Annotated in this window: 13 protein-coding genes; 5 read left to right on the top strand and 8 right to left on the bottom strand. The window is 70.3% G+C overall.

Features of this window, described 5'->3' with window-relative positions:
- The first annotated feature begins 4 nt into the window (after positions 1 to 4).
- Complete coding sequence (locus IEY36_RS21325) at positions 5 to 1,372, top strand: LLM class flavin-dependent oxidoreductase (RefSeq protein ID WP_188970617.1); 1,368 nt, start codon at positions 5 to 7, stop codon at positions 1,370 to 1,372.
- A 6-nt stretch (positions 1,373 to 1,378) separates the two neighbouring features.
- Here IEY36_RS21325 and cls read toward each other — a convergent pair whose 3' ends face one another.
- The gene (gene cls, locus IEY36_RS21320) at positions 1,379 to 2,830 is read right to left on the bottom strand and encodes a cardiolipin synthase (RefSeq protein WP_188970615.1); all 1,452 of its coding nucleotides are present in this window, start codon (positions 2,828 to 2,830) and stop codon (positions 1,379 to 1,381) included.
- A 43-nt stretch (positions 2,831 to 2,873) separates the two neighbouring features.
- A complete protein-coding gene (locus tag IEY36_RS21315; RefSeq protein WP_188970613.1) occupies positions 2,874 to 4,115 on the bottom strand; it encodes an amidohydrolase family protein in 1,242 nt (413 codons plus the stop codon).
- Between the two features lie 110 nt (positions 4,116 to 4,225).
- Here IEY36_RS21315 and IEY36_RS21310 point away from each other — a divergent pair, with 110 nt between their 5' ends.
- Positions 4,226 to 5,200 carry a Bug family tripartite tricarboxylate transporter substrate binding protein gene (locus tag IEY36_RS21310; protein WP_188970611.1) on the top strand — a complete coding sequence of 325 codons (975 nt, stop codon included), beginning with the start codon at positions 4,226 to 4,228 and terminating at the stop codon, positions 5,198 to 5,200.
- Between the two features lie 29 nt (positions 5,201 to 5,229).
- Here IEY36_RS21310 and IEY36_RS21305 read toward each other — a convergent pair whose 3' ends face one another.
- The 6 genes from IEY36_RS21305 to gltS form a co-directional block, all read right to left on the bottom strand.
- A complete protein-coding gene (locus IEY36_RS21305; protein WP_188970609.1) occupies positions 5,230 to 6,555 on the bottom strand; it encodes a FliI/YscN family ATPase in 1,326 nt (441 codons plus the stop codon).
- Positions 6,556 to 6,856: 301 nt separating this feature from the next.
- Positions 6,857 to 8,113, bottom strand: a complete 1,257-nt coding sequence (locus IEY36_RS21300) for a DNA polymerase IV (protein ID WP_188970607.1) — start codon at positions 8,111 to 8,113, stop codon at positions 6,857 to 6,859.
- Positions 8,094 to 8,492 (bottom strand): hypothetical protein, encoded by a 399-nt coding sequence (locus tag IEY36_RS21295; protein WP_188970604.1) that lies wholly within the window; start codon positions 8,490 to 8,492, stop codon positions 8,094 to 8,096. Before IEY36_RS21295 ends, IEY36_RS21300 begins: the two co-directional genes overlap by 20 nt.
- Positions 8,493 to 8,754: 262 nt before the next feature.
- Positions 8,755 to 9,645, bottom strand: a complete 891-nt coding sequence (locus tag IEY36_RS21290; protein ID WP_188970602.1) for an ROK family protein — start codon at positions 9,643 to 9,645, stop codon at positions 8,755 to 8,757.
- A 4-nt stretch (positions 9,646 to 9,649) separates the two neighbouring features.
- A complete protein-coding gene (locus tag IEY36_RS21285) occupies positions 9,650 to 11,113 on the bottom strand; it encodes a TAXI family TRAP transporter solute-binding subunit (RefSeq protein ID WP_188970600.1) in 1,464 nt (487 codons plus the stop codon).
- 5 nt (positions 11,114 to 11,118) lie between these two features.
- Positions 11,119 to 12,300 (bottom strand): sodium/glutamate symporter, encoded by a 1,182-nt coding sequence (gene gltS / locus IEY36_RS21280; RefSeq protein WP_188970598.1) that lies wholly within the window; start codon positions 12,298 to 12,300, stop codon positions 11,119 to 11,121.
- A gap of 98 nt (positions 12,301 to 12,398) precedes the next feature.
- Between gltS and IEY36_RS21275 the strand changes: the two genes are divergently transcribed.
- The 3 genes from IEY36_RS21275 (at position 12,399) to IEY36_RS21265 (ending at position 13,914) form a co-directional block, all read left to right on the top strand.
- Positions 12,399 to 12,638, top strand: a complete 240-nt coding sequence (locus tag IEY36_RS21275) for a sulfurtransferase TusA family protein (RefSeq protein WP_188970596.1) — start codon at positions 12,399 to 12,401, stop codon at positions 12,636 to 12,638.
- Complete coding sequence (locus tag IEY36_RS21270; protein WP_188970594.1) at positions 12,635 to 13,564, top strand: histone deacetylase family protein; 930 nt, start codon at positions 12,635 to 12,637, stop codon at positions 13,562 to 13,564. Before IEY36_RS21275 ends, IEY36_RS21270 begins: the two co-directional genes overlap by 4 nt.
- A gap of 71 nt (positions 13,565 to 13,635) precedes the next feature.
- The gene (locus IEY36_RS21265; RefSeq protein WP_188970592.1) at positions 13,636 to 13,914 is read left to right on the top strand and encodes a hypothetical protein; all 279 of its coding nucleotides are present in this window, start codon (positions 13,636 to 13,638) and stop codon (positions 13,912 to 13,914) included.
- Positions 13,915 to 13,937: the final 23 nt, after the last annotated feature.

The following is a 13,937-nucleotide window of genomic DNA, read 5'->3' as shown; positions in this document are numbered from 1 at the left end:
CGTCGTGACCAAGAAGCAGCTCAAGCTCGGTGCCTTCCTGTCGGTGCCCGGCAACCACCTGGCCGGCTGGCGCCACCCCGATGCGGTGGCCGAGACCGACATGGATTTCGGCTGGTACATGCGCCTCGCACAGATGGCCGAGAAGCACCTGTACGACACCATCTTCTTCCAGGACACGGTGGCGGTGGCGGGCAGCGATGCGCTCAAGGCCGGCGACATGACGCGCACCCGGCTGTCGCGCATCGTCAAGCTGGAGCCAACCGCGTGTCTCGCCGCCATGGCCGTCGGCACCTCGCATATCGGCCTGGTGGCGACGGCGACGACGACCTTCAACGAGCCCTACAACATCGCCCGCCGCTTCTCGACCATCGACCACATCAGCAATGGCCGTTGCGGCTGGAACCTGGTGACGTCGCAGATCGAGGACGAAGCCGCCAACTTCAACCTCGACACCCATGTCGACCACGCCGCGCGCTACGAGCGCGCCATCGAATTCTACGAAGTCGTTGCCGGGCTCTGGGATTCCTGGGAGGCCGACGCCTTCCTGCGCGACAAGGACAGCGGCGTCTGGTTCGACGTGGACAAGATGCATTTCCTCGACCACCACGGAAAGCACTTCCATGTGCGCGGCCCGCTGAATGTCTCGCGTACGCCGCAGGGCCGGCCGGTAGTGGCGCAGGCGGGTTCGTCGGAACCCGGGCGGGAACTCGCCGCGCGCACCGCGGATGTGGTGTTCACCGCGCAGACGGAGCTGGAAGCCGCGCGGGAGTTCTTCGCCGATGTGAAAGGCCGCACGGCGAAATACGGGCGTACGCTGGACGACATCAAGATCATGCCCGGCATCACCCCGGTGATCGGCCGCACCATGGAGGAAGCGCAGGAGAAATACGACCAGCTCCAGGCGCTGCTACCCGACGATGTGGCGCTGGCCGCGCTGGCACGCTTCACCCGCGGCATCGACATTTTCTCCTACCCGCTGCATGGGCCGATGCCCGACCTGCCGGAGGCGAATTCCGCCAAGTCGCGCCAGAAGCTGATCATGGACATGGCGAAGAAGAACAACATGACGCTGCTTCAGGTCGCGCGCTCGGTCTCCGCCGCGCAGGGCCATCGCGTGCTGGTCGGCACGCCCGAATACATCGCCGACGAGCTGCAGGAATGGCTGGAGAAGGATGCCGCCGACGGCTTCAACGTCATCTGCAACTACTACCCGAAGCCCTTCGAGGATTTCTCGACCCTGGTCATCCCCGAATTGCAGCGGCGCGGCATTTTCCGCACGGCGTATGAAGGCAGGACGCTGCGGGAGAATCTCGGCCTGCGCGTGCCGGAGAACCGCTACACCGCCGCGCGGCGCGCCCAGGCTGCGGATTGAGGCACGTCACAGCACCGGGCTGAACATCGTCAGCGTATTCTCCCACAGGCGGCGCGGGATGGAGCGCCGCCGCAGCGTCTCCGGCAAGATCTCGGTGGCGTCGGCCAGATAGGCATCCTGCCGCGCGCGGATCTCGCGCGCCGTCGCCTCGGAGCAGAGCAGGATATTGTTCTCGAAATTCAGGTCCATGCTGCGGCGATCCATGTTCGCCGAACCGACCAGGCCGACGCAACGGTCCGCCACCAGCGTTTTCGCGTGCAGCAACCCGCCATGGAATTCGAACACGCGGATGCCGGCGGCCAGCAGTTCAGGGTAATACGCCTTGCTGATGGCGCCGACCGCCCAGGAATCGTTTCGCGCCGGCAGGATCAGCGTGGTCTCGACACCGCGCCGGCCGCAGGAAACCAATGCGGCGAGCAACGGCGCATCCGGCACGAAGTAGGGCGTGGAGATCACCACCTCCCGCTCCGCGCCGCCGAGCAGGGCGACGAACACATCCGACATAGCACCGCGCGGCGAGCTGGGGCCGGTGCCGAAGGCGATGGCGGGAAACCCGCCCGGCCTCGCGGGACCCGGCGGCACGGCAAGCACCTCGGTCAGGTCCTCGCCGGATTCCGCCATCCAGTCGCTGGCGAAAAGCAGTTGGTTCTGCAGCACGACCGGCCCCTCGAAGCACAGCATGATATCCACCCAGGGCGCGAAGCGCGCCTTGATGCGAAAGGCCGGATCGGCGCAGTTCTGGCTGCCGCAGAAGGTGATTCGGTTGTCGATGACGACGATCTTGCGGTGATTGCGCAGATCGACGCGGCTGCCGAGGAACATCAGCGCGCCACGCGCCACGGGCAAGGCGCTCTGCAGCCGCACGCCGGCCTCGCCCATGTCGCGCCAGTGGCGTGACCGCACCAGCGGCCGCGACCCGATGCCATCGGCGATGACGCGGCATATGACACCGCGCTGCGCCGCCCGCCGCAGGGCCTCGACGACTTTCAGCCCATTGTTGTCGGCGAGCCAGATATAGAAGGAGATATGGACCGTCGATGTCGCGGCATCGATCGCCGCCACCATCGCCGTGATGGCCGCATCGGAATCGGTGGCGAGACGCGCGGCATTGCCGCCAACCGTCGGGCAGCGCGCCAGCGCCTCGCACAGGCGGAAGGCCGGGCGGAAGCGTTCCGGCACGGCGTCCCGCGCCGCCGCCGACGCCTGGCTGGTGGCCTGTACCCGTCCCGCGAGAAGATCGAGGACGACGACCGAACGATGGCGCAGCCGTCGCGCCAGGTGCGGCTCGCCCACCAGCAGGTACAGCCCCACCCCCACGCCCGGCAGCAGCAGCAGGGCGAGCACCCAGGCCGCGCGCGACATGGGGTCCCTTCCGTCCACCAGCAGGGCGCGCAGGATGACGAGCCCATGGGCCACCGCGAAGGCAACGACCAGGACGAGATGGACGGATGTCAGCATCACCTGCCTACAAGCCCTGGTCCGATGACGTTGTCCATCCGTGCTACGGCCGATGCAGCCGCGCCTTGTCGCGCGTCATCGTGCGCCGGCCGCGCTTGAACGCCGCCAGCACCGGCGCGACCGTGCGCAGCGCCATCTCGGGGGTCTCCGCATCCAGCACCACCAGGTCTCCAGGGTTGCCGACTTCGATGCCGTAGTCGTCCTGGCGCAGCAGCCTCGCCGCATCCCGCGTGGTCATGTTCCACACCGCGCGCACCTCGGCGTCCGAACCGCGATGCGTGACGATCGCCTGCAAGTTCGCCTGGCGCAGCAACTGCCCGTCACCGAAGGGCGTGAAGGGGTTCAGGATGTTGTTCGATGCCACCGAGCACAGCACGCCCTGTTCGGCCAGTCGGTTCGCATCGACCACGTTGCGCGGCACGTTGTGGTCGGTGTGGCGGCCGCCGAGATACAGGTCCGTCGCCGTCAGCACCGTCAGCGCGACGCCGGCACCGGCCATGCGCTTCGCCACCGCGTCCAACCGCGCCCAAGGTGCCGCCGCAAGCTTCGTGACATGGCCGACGGCGACACGTCCACCCCAGCCGTATTGCTCGGTGAGGTCGCAGACCAGCAGCGTGTCGAGATCGTCCGCCGCGATGCCGCTGTCCAGATGCATGTCGATGTCGATGTCGAAGTCGCGCGCCATCTCGAAGACGCGGCGGATCTGCGCGGCCCGATCGCTGTCGTAGTTCGGTGCCGCACCCACCACCGTCGCGCCGTTCCGCAGCGCCGCGACCATCAACTCGTCGGTGCCCGGATTGTTGGTCAGGCCCTCCTGCGGCATGACGCAAATCTCGAGGTCGATCGCCCAGCGGTATTTCTCGATCAGTGCCTTCACGCCTTCGAGCCCGCGCAGCCCGACCTTCGGGTCCACCTCGACATGCGTGCGCATGCGCGTCGCGCCATGCAAGATGCAGTTCTCGATGGTGCGTGACGCGCGTTCGGTCACGTCCTCCACCGTGAAGGTATGCTTCACTGCGGAGACGCGCTCCATCGCGCCATGCGGATGCCGCTGCGCCTCGCAGGCGCAGCGCGCCAGGATGCAGGATTTGTCGAGATGGATATGCGTCTCGACGAAGCCGGAACACACGAGGCGCCCACCGCCATCCACTTCCTCGCGCGCCGTGCCGGGCAGCGCCGGCGCGATGGCGGCGATGCGGCCGCCGGTGACGCCGATATCCACGGGCGGCGCGCCGGGCTTCGCCTCGGGCGGGCGGACATGGCGCAGCAACAGGTCGAAATCCATCGGCAGGCTCCGGCAGGCATTCGGGCGGATCGAACCACGCCGGCCGCGGCGCGTCGATGGCGTGGGGCTTGCATTGTCCGTGCCATACCCTGCCCCTGCCGGAGGAAACCATGTCCATCACCATCGCTCGCCGAACGCTGCTCGCCGCGCCGCTGCTCGCCGCACCTCGCATCGCCGCCGCGCAGGCCTGGCCGGCGCGGCCGATCCGCTGGATCGTGAACTTCCCGCCCGGTGGCGCGGCGGACATTCTCTCCCGCACGCTGGGCGAGCATTTCGGCAACAAGCTCGGCCAACCCATCGTCATCGAGAACCGTCCCGGCGCCGGCGGCATGCTCGGCGCGGACCTGGTCGCCAAGGCGCGCGGCGACACGCATATCGTGATGATGTCCTCGGCGGCCTCGCATGGCATCGGGCCCGTGCTCTACGCCAATGTGCCCTACGACCCGCTGGCGGATTTTACCCATATCCACCTGGTCGGCACCTTTCCCTCCGTGCTGATCGTCGGGCCGAATGTCGCCGTCGCCAACGTCGCGGAACTGCTGGCGCTGGCGCGGTCGCGGCCGGGCGAGATCACCTACGGCTCCGGCGGCAATGGCACGATGAACCATCTGATCGGGCAATTGCTTGCGCGCACGGCCGGCGTCGAGCTGACGCATGTGCCCTATCGCGGTTCGGCCCCGGCGATGACCGACCTGATGGGCGGGCAGATCCCCGCGCTGATGGAAAGCCTGCCGACCGCCATCGGCAACATCCGTGGCGGCCGCATGCGGCCGATCGCGACCAGCGAGGCGGAGCGTTCGCCCGCCCTGCCCGACGTGCCGACCTTCGCCGAGGCGGGCCTCGCCACCGTCACCTCGACCAATTGGTTCGGCTTCTCCACCCCGGCCGGAATCCCGTCCGAGATCGCCGCACGCTGGGAGGCGGAGATCGGCGCGGCGCTGACCAGCGACGCGGTTCAGCAGCGCTTCGCCAGCATCGGCGTACGCCCCGGCACGATGGGCGCCGAAGGCTACACCACCCTGATCCGCGACGAGTTGACCCGGTGGCGGGAGGTGATCCGCGTCGGCAATATCCGGGTGGATTGAAGGCCGCGACAGGCCGGCCGGTTGTCACGCTACCCGCCCAGCGCCACGGCCAAGGCACCGAAGGCCTGGTCCGGATCGCTCGGCTCGGACTTGCCCTGCGCCAGCACCGCCTCGATTGCCGGGGCCAGCCGCACCGCATCATCCGAAACCGGGTCGCTCCCGCTGCGATAGGCCCCCAGCCGCACCAGATCCCTCACCTCGCCAAAGGTTGAGAGAACCCGCCGCGCCTCGGCCACCAACGGCCGCTCATGCGGGTCAAGCACCGCCGGCGCCGTGCGCGACAGCGACCGCAACACATCGATGGGCGGATAGCGGCCCGCCTCGGCGATGCGGCGGTCGAGCACGACATGACCATCGAGGATGCCGCGCACTGCATCGGCGATCGGCTCGTCATGGTCGTCGCCTTCGACCAGCACGGTGAACAGGGCAGTGATCGCGCCGCCGCAGCCATCCGGCCCCGGCCCGGCGCGTTCCAGCAGCCGCGGCAATTCGGTGAAGACCGAGGGCGGGAAGCCGCGCGTCGCCGGTGGCTCCCGTACTGCCAGCCCGATCTCGCGCAGCGCCAGGGCGAAGCGCGTCACGCTGTCCATCAGCAGCAGCACCTGGCGGCCCTGGTCGCGGAAATGCTCGGCGACGGTCATGGCGGCATAGGCGGCCTCGCGCCGCACCGGCGCCGCGGTGTCGGAGGTCGCGCAGACCACCACGGACCTGGCCAGCCGCTCGGGGCCGAGGTCGTCCTCGATGAATTCGCGCAATTCCCGCCCGCGCTCGCCGACCAGAGCGAAGACGATGACCTCCGCCTCCACACCGCCAGCCAGCATCGCCATCAGCGTCGATTTGCCGACGCCCGAGGCGGCGAACAGCCCCAGCCGCTGCCCCTGCCGTACCGGCGTGAACAGGTCGAGCGCCCGGACCCCCAGCGCCATGCGCGGGCCAAGCCGCGCCCGCTGCCCCGCCGGAGGGGCGGGCGCATGGGTCACGCGCGGGCGCGCCCCGGGCACGGGGGCAGGCAGGCCATCCATCGGCTGCCCCATCGGGTCGAGCACACGGCCGAGCCAGGCCTCGGAGACCGCCAGCGCTGGGCGCGGCGCCAGTACCGCGCGCACCCCATCCGACAGGCCAGCCAGCGGGCCCATGGCGATGGCCTCGGCGCGCCCGTCGCGGAAGGCGGCGATCTCGGCCAGAATCGAGATGCCGTTGGGTGCTTCCAGCCGTACCCTGTCGCCGATCGCCGCCAAGGGGCCGAAACCCTCCAGCGTGACGCCGAGCCCGCCAAGCCCGGCGACGGAGCCATGGATGGTCTCGTATGGCAGAGCGTCGATGACGGCGGCAGCGGCGGCTAGGTCTGGCGGCATGCGGCGATAGTTGCGCCAGGAGAGCTTGGCGGGGCGTTAATCGGCGTTGGAAACCGGAGAGGGCTTTGCCCCCTCCGGACCACCCCCACCAAAGGCCTAAGGGCCTCTGGACACCAATACCTGGTGCCGGGCATGAGGGAGGGAACACTTGCGAAAGCTGCGCTGGGCACGAGCGTTCATTCGGGTACCCGTCCTGCCTTTCATGCCCTGCGCCACGTATCGGTTTCCAAAGGCCTCGGGCCTTTGGTGGGGTGGTTTGGAGGGGCAAGGCCCCTCCAATCTTCGCGCCTATGGCGCAGCCTCACTTCCGCAGCCCGCGCCCGCGCATCACCGCGCCGTCGCCGAACTTCGCCCGCAGCGTCTCCACCGCCGCCCAGCGCGCCGCGCGCTTCGGCGCCTCCGGATCGGCGAGGTCACCGAGATCGGCGTCCGCCGCCGCCGCCAGCGGCTGCGCGCCAATCCCGATCAGCCGGAAGGCCGTGCCGTCCGCCTCCTTCGCCAGCAGCGGCCGCACGGCGGCGAAAAGCACATCCGGCAGCCGCGTCGGCTGCGGCAGGCGCGCCGCGCGCGTGCGGGTGGCGAAGGCGGCCGTCTTCAGTTTCAGCGTGACGCCACCGGCGGCGAAGCCCTTCTCCGTCAGCCGCCGCGCCAGTTTCTCGCACAACCGCCACAACGGGGCTTCGAGCGCCTCCCGCGCGGCGATGTCGGTCTCGAAGGTGGTTTCGGCGCTGATGGATTTCGTCTCGCGGTCGGGGTTCACCCGCCGCGCATCCTCGCCCCGCGCGCGGGCGGCGAGCGCCGGCCCTTCATCACCGAACCGGCGCATCGCCTCACGCGGCTCCAGCGCGCCGAGTTGCCCCAGTGTCGAGAACCCCGCCGCCTGCAGCCGCTTGGCCATCGCCGGCCCGACGCCGGGCAGCAGCGAGACGGGCTGCGGCGCCAACCATCCGGCGGCCTCATCGGCGCCGATCACCGCGAAGCCGCGCGGCTTGTCGCGTTCGGCGGCGAGCTTCGCCATCAGCCGGTTCGCCGCCAGGCCGATCGAGACGGTAACGCCGACCTCGCGTTCCACCGCCAGGGCGAAGCGCGCCAGCACCACCGCCGGCGGCGCGCCGTGCAGCGCCTCGGTCCCCGCCAGGTCGAGCACCGCCTCGTCGATCGACATCGGCTGCACCAGCGGCGTCAGCGCCTCCATCATGGTGCGGATGCGGCGGCCTTCATGGACGTATTTCGCCATCTCAGGCTTGATCACCACGGCATCCGGGCAGGCCGCGAGCGCCTTGAACATCGGCATCGCGCTGCGCACGCCACGCGTCCGCGCGATGTAGCAACAGGCCGAGACCACGCCGCGCTTGCCACCACCCACGATCACCGGGCGGCTCAGCAGTTCCGGCCGGTCGCGTTTCTCGACGCTGGCATAGAAGGCGTCGCAATCGACATGCGCGACGGTCAGCCGGAACAGTTCGGGGTGCGAGACGACGCGGCGCGACCCGCAGGCGACGCACCGCGTGACGGCGGGCTCGACGCGGTGCAGGCAGTCACGACACAGCGTCGGCATGGCAGCGGCCCATGATGAAGGGCAAGACGACGAGCCAGGCGAGCAGCGGCAGCATGACGGCCTGCTCCGCCGGGCTGCGCGGCGCGCGGCCCTCGGCGAGGCCGCTCGCCTGCAAGGCCAGGCGCAGCAGGACATCCAGGGCGATCACCACCAGCAGGGCGACCCCGGCCACCGTCGCTCGAACCCGCTTCGGGATCGGCGGCACCAGCCGCGCCATGACATGCCGCGCGGCGAGCCACAGCAAGGCGGCCATGGCGGCGGCTTCGGCAAGCGCCGCCGGCAATCCACCGATCCGTGGGGCAAGGATCAGTTCGCGCAGCGGCCCCAGCACCGCGCCGGCCAGGAAGGCGAGGCCGCCATAGGTCAAGCCCGGCGTCATCCTGGCGGGTCGCCGCCGTGGAGGGGCGTTGCCCCTCCAAACCACCCCACCAAAGGGCAGTGCCCTTTGGATTGCCATCTGTTGGCGCCGTGCCCCACGGCAAGGCCACGTGCCGAGACCCGCTCCAGCGCCCGGAGCGTCTTGCGCGGGCCGGCATGACGGCCTGGCCCCGCCCCAGGTATCGGTTTCCAAAGGCCTCCCGGCCTTTGGCGGGGTGAGGTCCGGAGAGGGGCGGCGCCCCTCTCCGTGCCACCGCCGCGCCTCACGGCGTATCCCACAACCGCGCCGCCCCGAACACGCCCGACGAATCCCCGTGCCTCGCCTGCACGATCGGCGTGCGCGCCACGTCGCCCAGTACGTGTCGCGCCATCAGCGGCGGCACATCGACGTACAGATGCTGCATATTCGACAAGCCACCGCCGAGCACGACCACATCCGGGTCGAGGATATTGGCGATCTGCCCGAGCGCGCGCGCCAGCCGGTCCGTGTGCCGCGCCAGCGCCGCCGCCGCCTTGGCCTCCCCGGCCGCCGCGCGAGCCGGGATCGACCCGGCATCGCGTGCCCCCGGCCCGTCGCAATCGGCGGCGAGGCCCGGGCCGGACAGGAAGGTCTCCAGGCAGCCGTCTCGCCCGCACCAGCAGCGCGGCCCGGGGAATTCCTCCGCCCGCATCCATGGCAGCGGCGTGTGACCCCATTCCCCCGCAGTACCGTTCGGCCCGTCCAGCAGCCGGCCGGAAGAGACGATGCCACCGCCGCAACCGGTGCCGATGATGACGGCGAAGACGGTGCGATACCCCGCCCCGGCGCCATCCGCCGCCTCGCTCATCGCCAGGCAATTGGCGTCGTTGGTGATGCGCACCGCCCGGCCGATCGCGGCGCCGAGGTCGCGGTCCAGCGGCTTCCCGTTCAGCGCCTGGGAATTGGCATTGCGCATCAGGCCGGTGGCCGGGCTGAGGCTGCCGGGAATGCCGACGCCGACCGTCCCGCGCCCGCCCGTCTCGTGCTCCGCATCGCGCACCAGCGCGGCGATCGTCTCGACCGTCGCGGCATAGCCGGACGGCGTGGCGACGCGCTTGCGCAAGCGCACCGCCCCCTCCCGGTCCAGTGCCACAATTTCGATCTTGGTGCCGCCGAGGTCGATGCCAAACCGCAATACCCTATCTCCTGCCTTGGTCGAAAAACGCGATCGCCGCCGGGTGGAACGGTAGCGGCAGCGGCCCGCCCGCCGTCTCCCGCCGGATCATCATCGCCGCCGGACCGCCCGCGGCGACCAGCCCCTGCCCGTCCAGCAACGTTATCAACAAGGTGGTGACCTCGGCCTGCGTCAACGTGTCAGCCGCGACCAGCACGGCCTGGGTGGCGAGCGTCGGCACCGCCAGGTCCTGGTTGGGGTAGGTGCCGGCCGGGATGGCGAAGCGGATCAACGGCCCCTGCGCATCGACCAAACTGGCCATGGCGGCCTCCTCCAGGGGGAGGAAGCGCAGCGGCAGCGCATCGGCCAGCCGCAACTCCGCCTGGGCCGGCGCCAGGCTGACCGCGATCGCCGCGGCAATGCGCCCGTCGGCGAAGGCCGCCGCCACCGCCTCCGGCGCCAGCGCCACGCGCGGCGTCGTCGTGGCATCGAGGCCATGGGCGAGCAGCACCTCTTCGGCCGTCACCCGCGCCCCCGAGCCCGACACGCCCACACCGACCGGCCGCCCGGCGAGTTCGGCCATGCGGCGAATGCCCGATGCCACCGGCACGGCGACATGCACCGCTTCGGGAAACAGCGCTGCGATGGCGCGCAGGTCGGGTATCGCCGGCAGGTCCCAGGCCGGCGTCCCGCCCTGCAGCGCCGCCAGCGCGACATCGGCCTGCGCGATGCCGGCGAGCGCGGTACGGTTGGCGATCAGGCGCAGATTCTCGACACTGCCGGCCGAGGCCAGCGCGACGGTGCGGCCCAGGCCGGGCCCTGGCGGCATCCGGGTCATCGCCTCGGCGAGGCGCGCATATTCTGACCCGGCGGCGCCGCCCGCGATTGGCACGCCATGGCGCAGCCGTGCCTGCCGTGCCTCGATGTTGCGCCAGGCCTGGGCGAGTTCCTGTTCGATTACCGGCGTCATCTCGGCCCCCGCCGCGCGCCCGCCGGCGGTCAACGCGGTGCCGATGGCGGCGAGCAGCCGCTCGGCCTGCGCGCCTGGCCCGTCGAAATTGGCTGGCGGCGTATCGTCCCAGGCGGCGGAGGCCAGCGGCACCCAGCGCCCCGCCTCCTCGCGCAGGCGCAGCGCGCCATTGACGCGAATTACGTCGCCGGCCCGATTGCCGTCGCGATTGGCCCCGAGGATGGCGCGCGGCGCCGCCCCCAGCGCGGCGGCCAGGGCCTGCAGGTTGCGCCCGTCCCAGGCGCCGAATTCATGGTCGCGCGTCAGCCGCAGCCGCGCGGCGAAATAGGCGATGCGCGCCCCGCCCGCCGGGTCGGGCGCCTGGCCCATGCGACGGAAACTCTCGATCTCGAGCAGCCCCGGCCCGGCCGCCTCGACGATGCGGGCGGCCACCATGGCGCGTAGCGCTTCGGTGTCGGGCATGGCCAGGGCCGGCGGGGCGACCAGCAGCACGACGAACAGAAGGAGGCGACGCAGCATGGCCCCTACTCCCCGTAGATCGGAAGCGACAATCCGCCGGTCAGCACCAGCGCATTGGCGAGGTCGATGAAGAAGGCCCCGGTCAGCGGCACCACCAGGAAGGCAACCGGCGCCGGCCCATAACGCCCGGCCACCGCCTGCATATTGGCGATGGCCGTCGCCGTCGCCCCCATCGAGAAGCCGAGGAAGCCGGCGGTCGCCACCGCCGCCTCATAATCCCGGCCCATCATGCGATAGACCACCAGCACAGCATAGATCACCGCGAAAACCGCCTGGGAGGCGACGATCATCATCAGCGGCCCGGCCAGGGCGGCGAGTTCCCACAACCGGATCGTCGCCATGGTCATCGCCAGGAACAGCGCCAGCGCCGTGCTGCCCACCAAATCCACCGAGGCATCCGACACCGGCAGCCGGATCAGCGGCGCGATCAGGTTGCGCACGACCACGCCGGCGAACAGGCACCACAGGAAATCCGGCAGGGCGATCGGCGCACCCTGGGTCAGCCAGGCCATCCAGCCCCCGAGCAGCAGGCAGAACAGCACGAGGCAGGTGGTCACGATCGCCCCCTCGGTGGTGGCGGGCTCGACCGCTTCGTCGGCCGCCGCCACCGCGCCGGCTTCGATCGGCGCCCGCCCGCGCAGCAGGTATTGCGCGACCGGCCCGCCGACCACGCCACCCAGCACAAGCCCGATGGTCGCCGAGGCCATGGCCAAGCCCATCACCCCGGCCAGGCTGTGCGTCTCCTCGAAAATCCGCGCATAGGCCGCCCCGGTGCCATGCCCGCCGACCAGCGTGACCGAGCCGCCGATCAGCCCGATCAGCGGGTGCTGGTCGAGCAGGATCGCCATGAAGGTGCCGAGCGCGTTCTGCGCCATCAGGAAGGGCACGACGCAGGCGAGGAACAGCATCAGCTTCGGCCCGCCGCGGCGCAGCCGGCCGAGATCAGCCGACAGGCCGACCGAGGCGAAGAAGGCCAGCAGCAAGGGCCCGCGCAGCACGGCGGAGGTCTCGATCATCAGCCCCGACCAAGCATGCAGCCCAGCCGCGACCAGCGCGAAGGCCAGGCCGCCCGAGATCGGCTGCGGAATGTTGTAGCGCGCCAGCAGTGCGATGCCGGCATTGAGGAAACGCCCCGCCAGAAGGATCGCCGCGGCCAGCGCGAGCGTTCCCGTCGAATCGAGCGTCATGGGGGCACCTCCATCGCCACTGTGCACCGCGGCCCGCGCGGCGCGGAACCCCGTTCACCACGCTTGCCCCGCGAGGCGGCGGGTGGTGCAATCCCCCGATGGGTGAAACGCTGCTCGACGTGAAGGGGCTGACATGCCCCCTGCCGGTGCTCAAGGCCAACAAGACGCTGCGCGGCCTGCCGGCCGGGGCGCGGCTGACAGTGCTCGCCACCGACCCGGCCTCGGTCGCCGACTTCCGCGCCTTCTGCAAGGAAACCGGTCACCAGCTCGTCTCGTTCGGGGAACAGGCGGGCGCCTACCGCTTCGTCATCCGCAAGCGGGAAGACCCGCCCGCGTGAGCGTGCTGCTGCTGACCCATCGTGCCTGCCTGCACCACGACCCGGGGCCGCACCACCCGGAATGCCCGGACCGGCTGCGGTCGGTGCTGAAGGCGCTCGATGCCGGGGAATTCGTCGACCTGATCCGCGACCAGGCGCCGCTCGCCACCGTCGAGCAACTGACGCGAGTGCATCCGGAGAACTACGTCTCGGCGATCCTGGCGATCCGGCCGGAACCGGATGAGACGGTTGCCCTCGATGGCGACACTGTCATGTCCTGGGGCAGCGCCGAGGCCGCCCTGCGCGCCGCGGGTGCGAGCATCGCCGCGGTGGATGCGGTGATGAAGGGCGAATTTCGCCGCGCCTTCTGCGCCACGCGCCCGCCGGGGCATCACTGTGAACCGGCGCGGCCGATGGGGTTCTGCCTGTTCGCGAACGCCGCGATCGCCGCCCGCCACGCGCAGGCGGTGCATGGCGCCAGGCGCGTCGCCATCGTCGATTTCGATGTCCATCACGGCAATGGGACGCAGGCCTGTTTCGAGGCGGACGGGTCGATCTTCTACGGGTCGTCGCATCAATGGCCGCTCTATCCGGGCACCGGGGACGCGGCGGAGCATGGCGTCGGCAACATCCTCAACGTGCCGCTGCCGCCGGGTGCGGATGGCGAGGCGTTCCGTGCCGCCTGGGTCGACCACATCATCCCGGCGGTCGAGGCCTTCGCGCCCGACCTGCTGGTGATCTCGGCCGGCTTCGACGCGCATGCGGCGGACCCGCTGGCGCAGCTGAGGGTGCGCGAGGTGGACTTCGCGTATCTGACGGAAGCGCTTTGCGCGCTGGCGGATCGCTGCTGCGAGGGGCGGGTCGTGTCGATGCTGGAAGGCGGGTATGACCTGGAGGCGCTGGGGCGGTCGACGGCAGCGCATGTTAGGGCGTTGATGCGGGCGTAGCGGCAGCCAAACCGATTTTCGTTGTGATACCGTACAAGATTGCCGATGTTTGTTCCGAATGGAGAACGAACATGTCGCACGTCATCGCACTCGGCCAAATCAAGGTCAGGTCGCCGGACGACAAATCCATGCTCGTCCACCAGAAAGGGGCAGCCTTCATCTGGACCGGCGCCGACTGGCACCCGCTCAAGGAGAAGGCGAGGGTCGCGGTGGACCACCTGACGAAGCAGATCACTGTGCGCATCAATCGCTCTGATTTGACCGGCCTTCCCACTCCCACCGCCTCCGTCCTGGTCGAGGATCCGATCGCGGGCTGGAACGGCGTCGCCATAGTCTTCGAGCACGGCTGACCGGCCACCTCGGCTTGCCGCGC

Source organism: Neoroseomonas lacus (genome assembly GCF_014644535.1).
GTDB classification, from domain to species: Bacteria; Pseudomonadota; Alphaproteobacteria; order Acetobacterales; family Acetobacteraceae; genus Neoroseomonas; species Neoroseomonas lacus.
The sequence above is the reverse complement of the archived record's forward strand: the minus strand, read 5'-3'. Positions and strand labels throughout refer to the sequence as shown.

Coding starts and splice junctions, on each gene's coding strand:
- IEY36_RS21310 (WP_188970611.1), top strand. CDS start 4,226: ATGTCCATCACCATCGCTCGCCGAACGCTGCTCGCCGCGCCGCTGCTC.
- gltS (WP_188970598.1), bottom strand. CDS start 12,300: ATGACGCTCGATTCGACGGGAACGCTCGCGCTGGCCGCGGCGATCCTT.
- IEY36_RS21300 (WP_188970607.1), bottom strand. CDS start 8,113: ATGCCGACGCTGTGTCGTGACTGCCTGCACCGCGTCGAGCCCGCCGTC.
- IEY36_RS21285 (WP_188970600.1), bottom strand. CDS start 11,113: ATGCTGCGTCGCCTCCTTCTGTTCGTCGTGCTGCTGGTCGCCCCGCCG.
- IEY36_RS21315 (WP_188970613.1), bottom strand. CDS start 4,115: ATGGATTTCGACCTGTTGCTGCGCCATGTCCGCCCGCCCGAGGCGAAG.
- IEY36_RS21305 (WP_188970609.1), bottom strand. CDS start 6,555: ATGCCGCCAGACCTAGCCGCCGCTGCCGCCGTCATCGACGCTCTGCCA.
- cls (WP_188970615.1), bottom strand. CDS start 2,830: ATGCTGACATCCGTCCATCTCGTCCTGGTCGTTGCCTTCGCGGTGGCC.
- IEY36_RS21265 (WP_188970592.1), top strand. CDS start 13,636: ATGTCGCACGTCATCGCACTCGGCCAAATCAAGGTCAGGTCGCCGGAC.
- IEY36_RS21275 (WP_188970596.1), top strand. CDS start 12,399: ATGGGTGAAACGCTGCTCGACGTGAAGGGGCTGACATGCCCCCTGCCG.
- IEY36_RS21295 (WP_188970604.1), bottom strand. CDS start 8,492: ATGACGCCGGGCTTGACCTATGGCGGCCTCGCCTTCCTGGCCGGCGCG.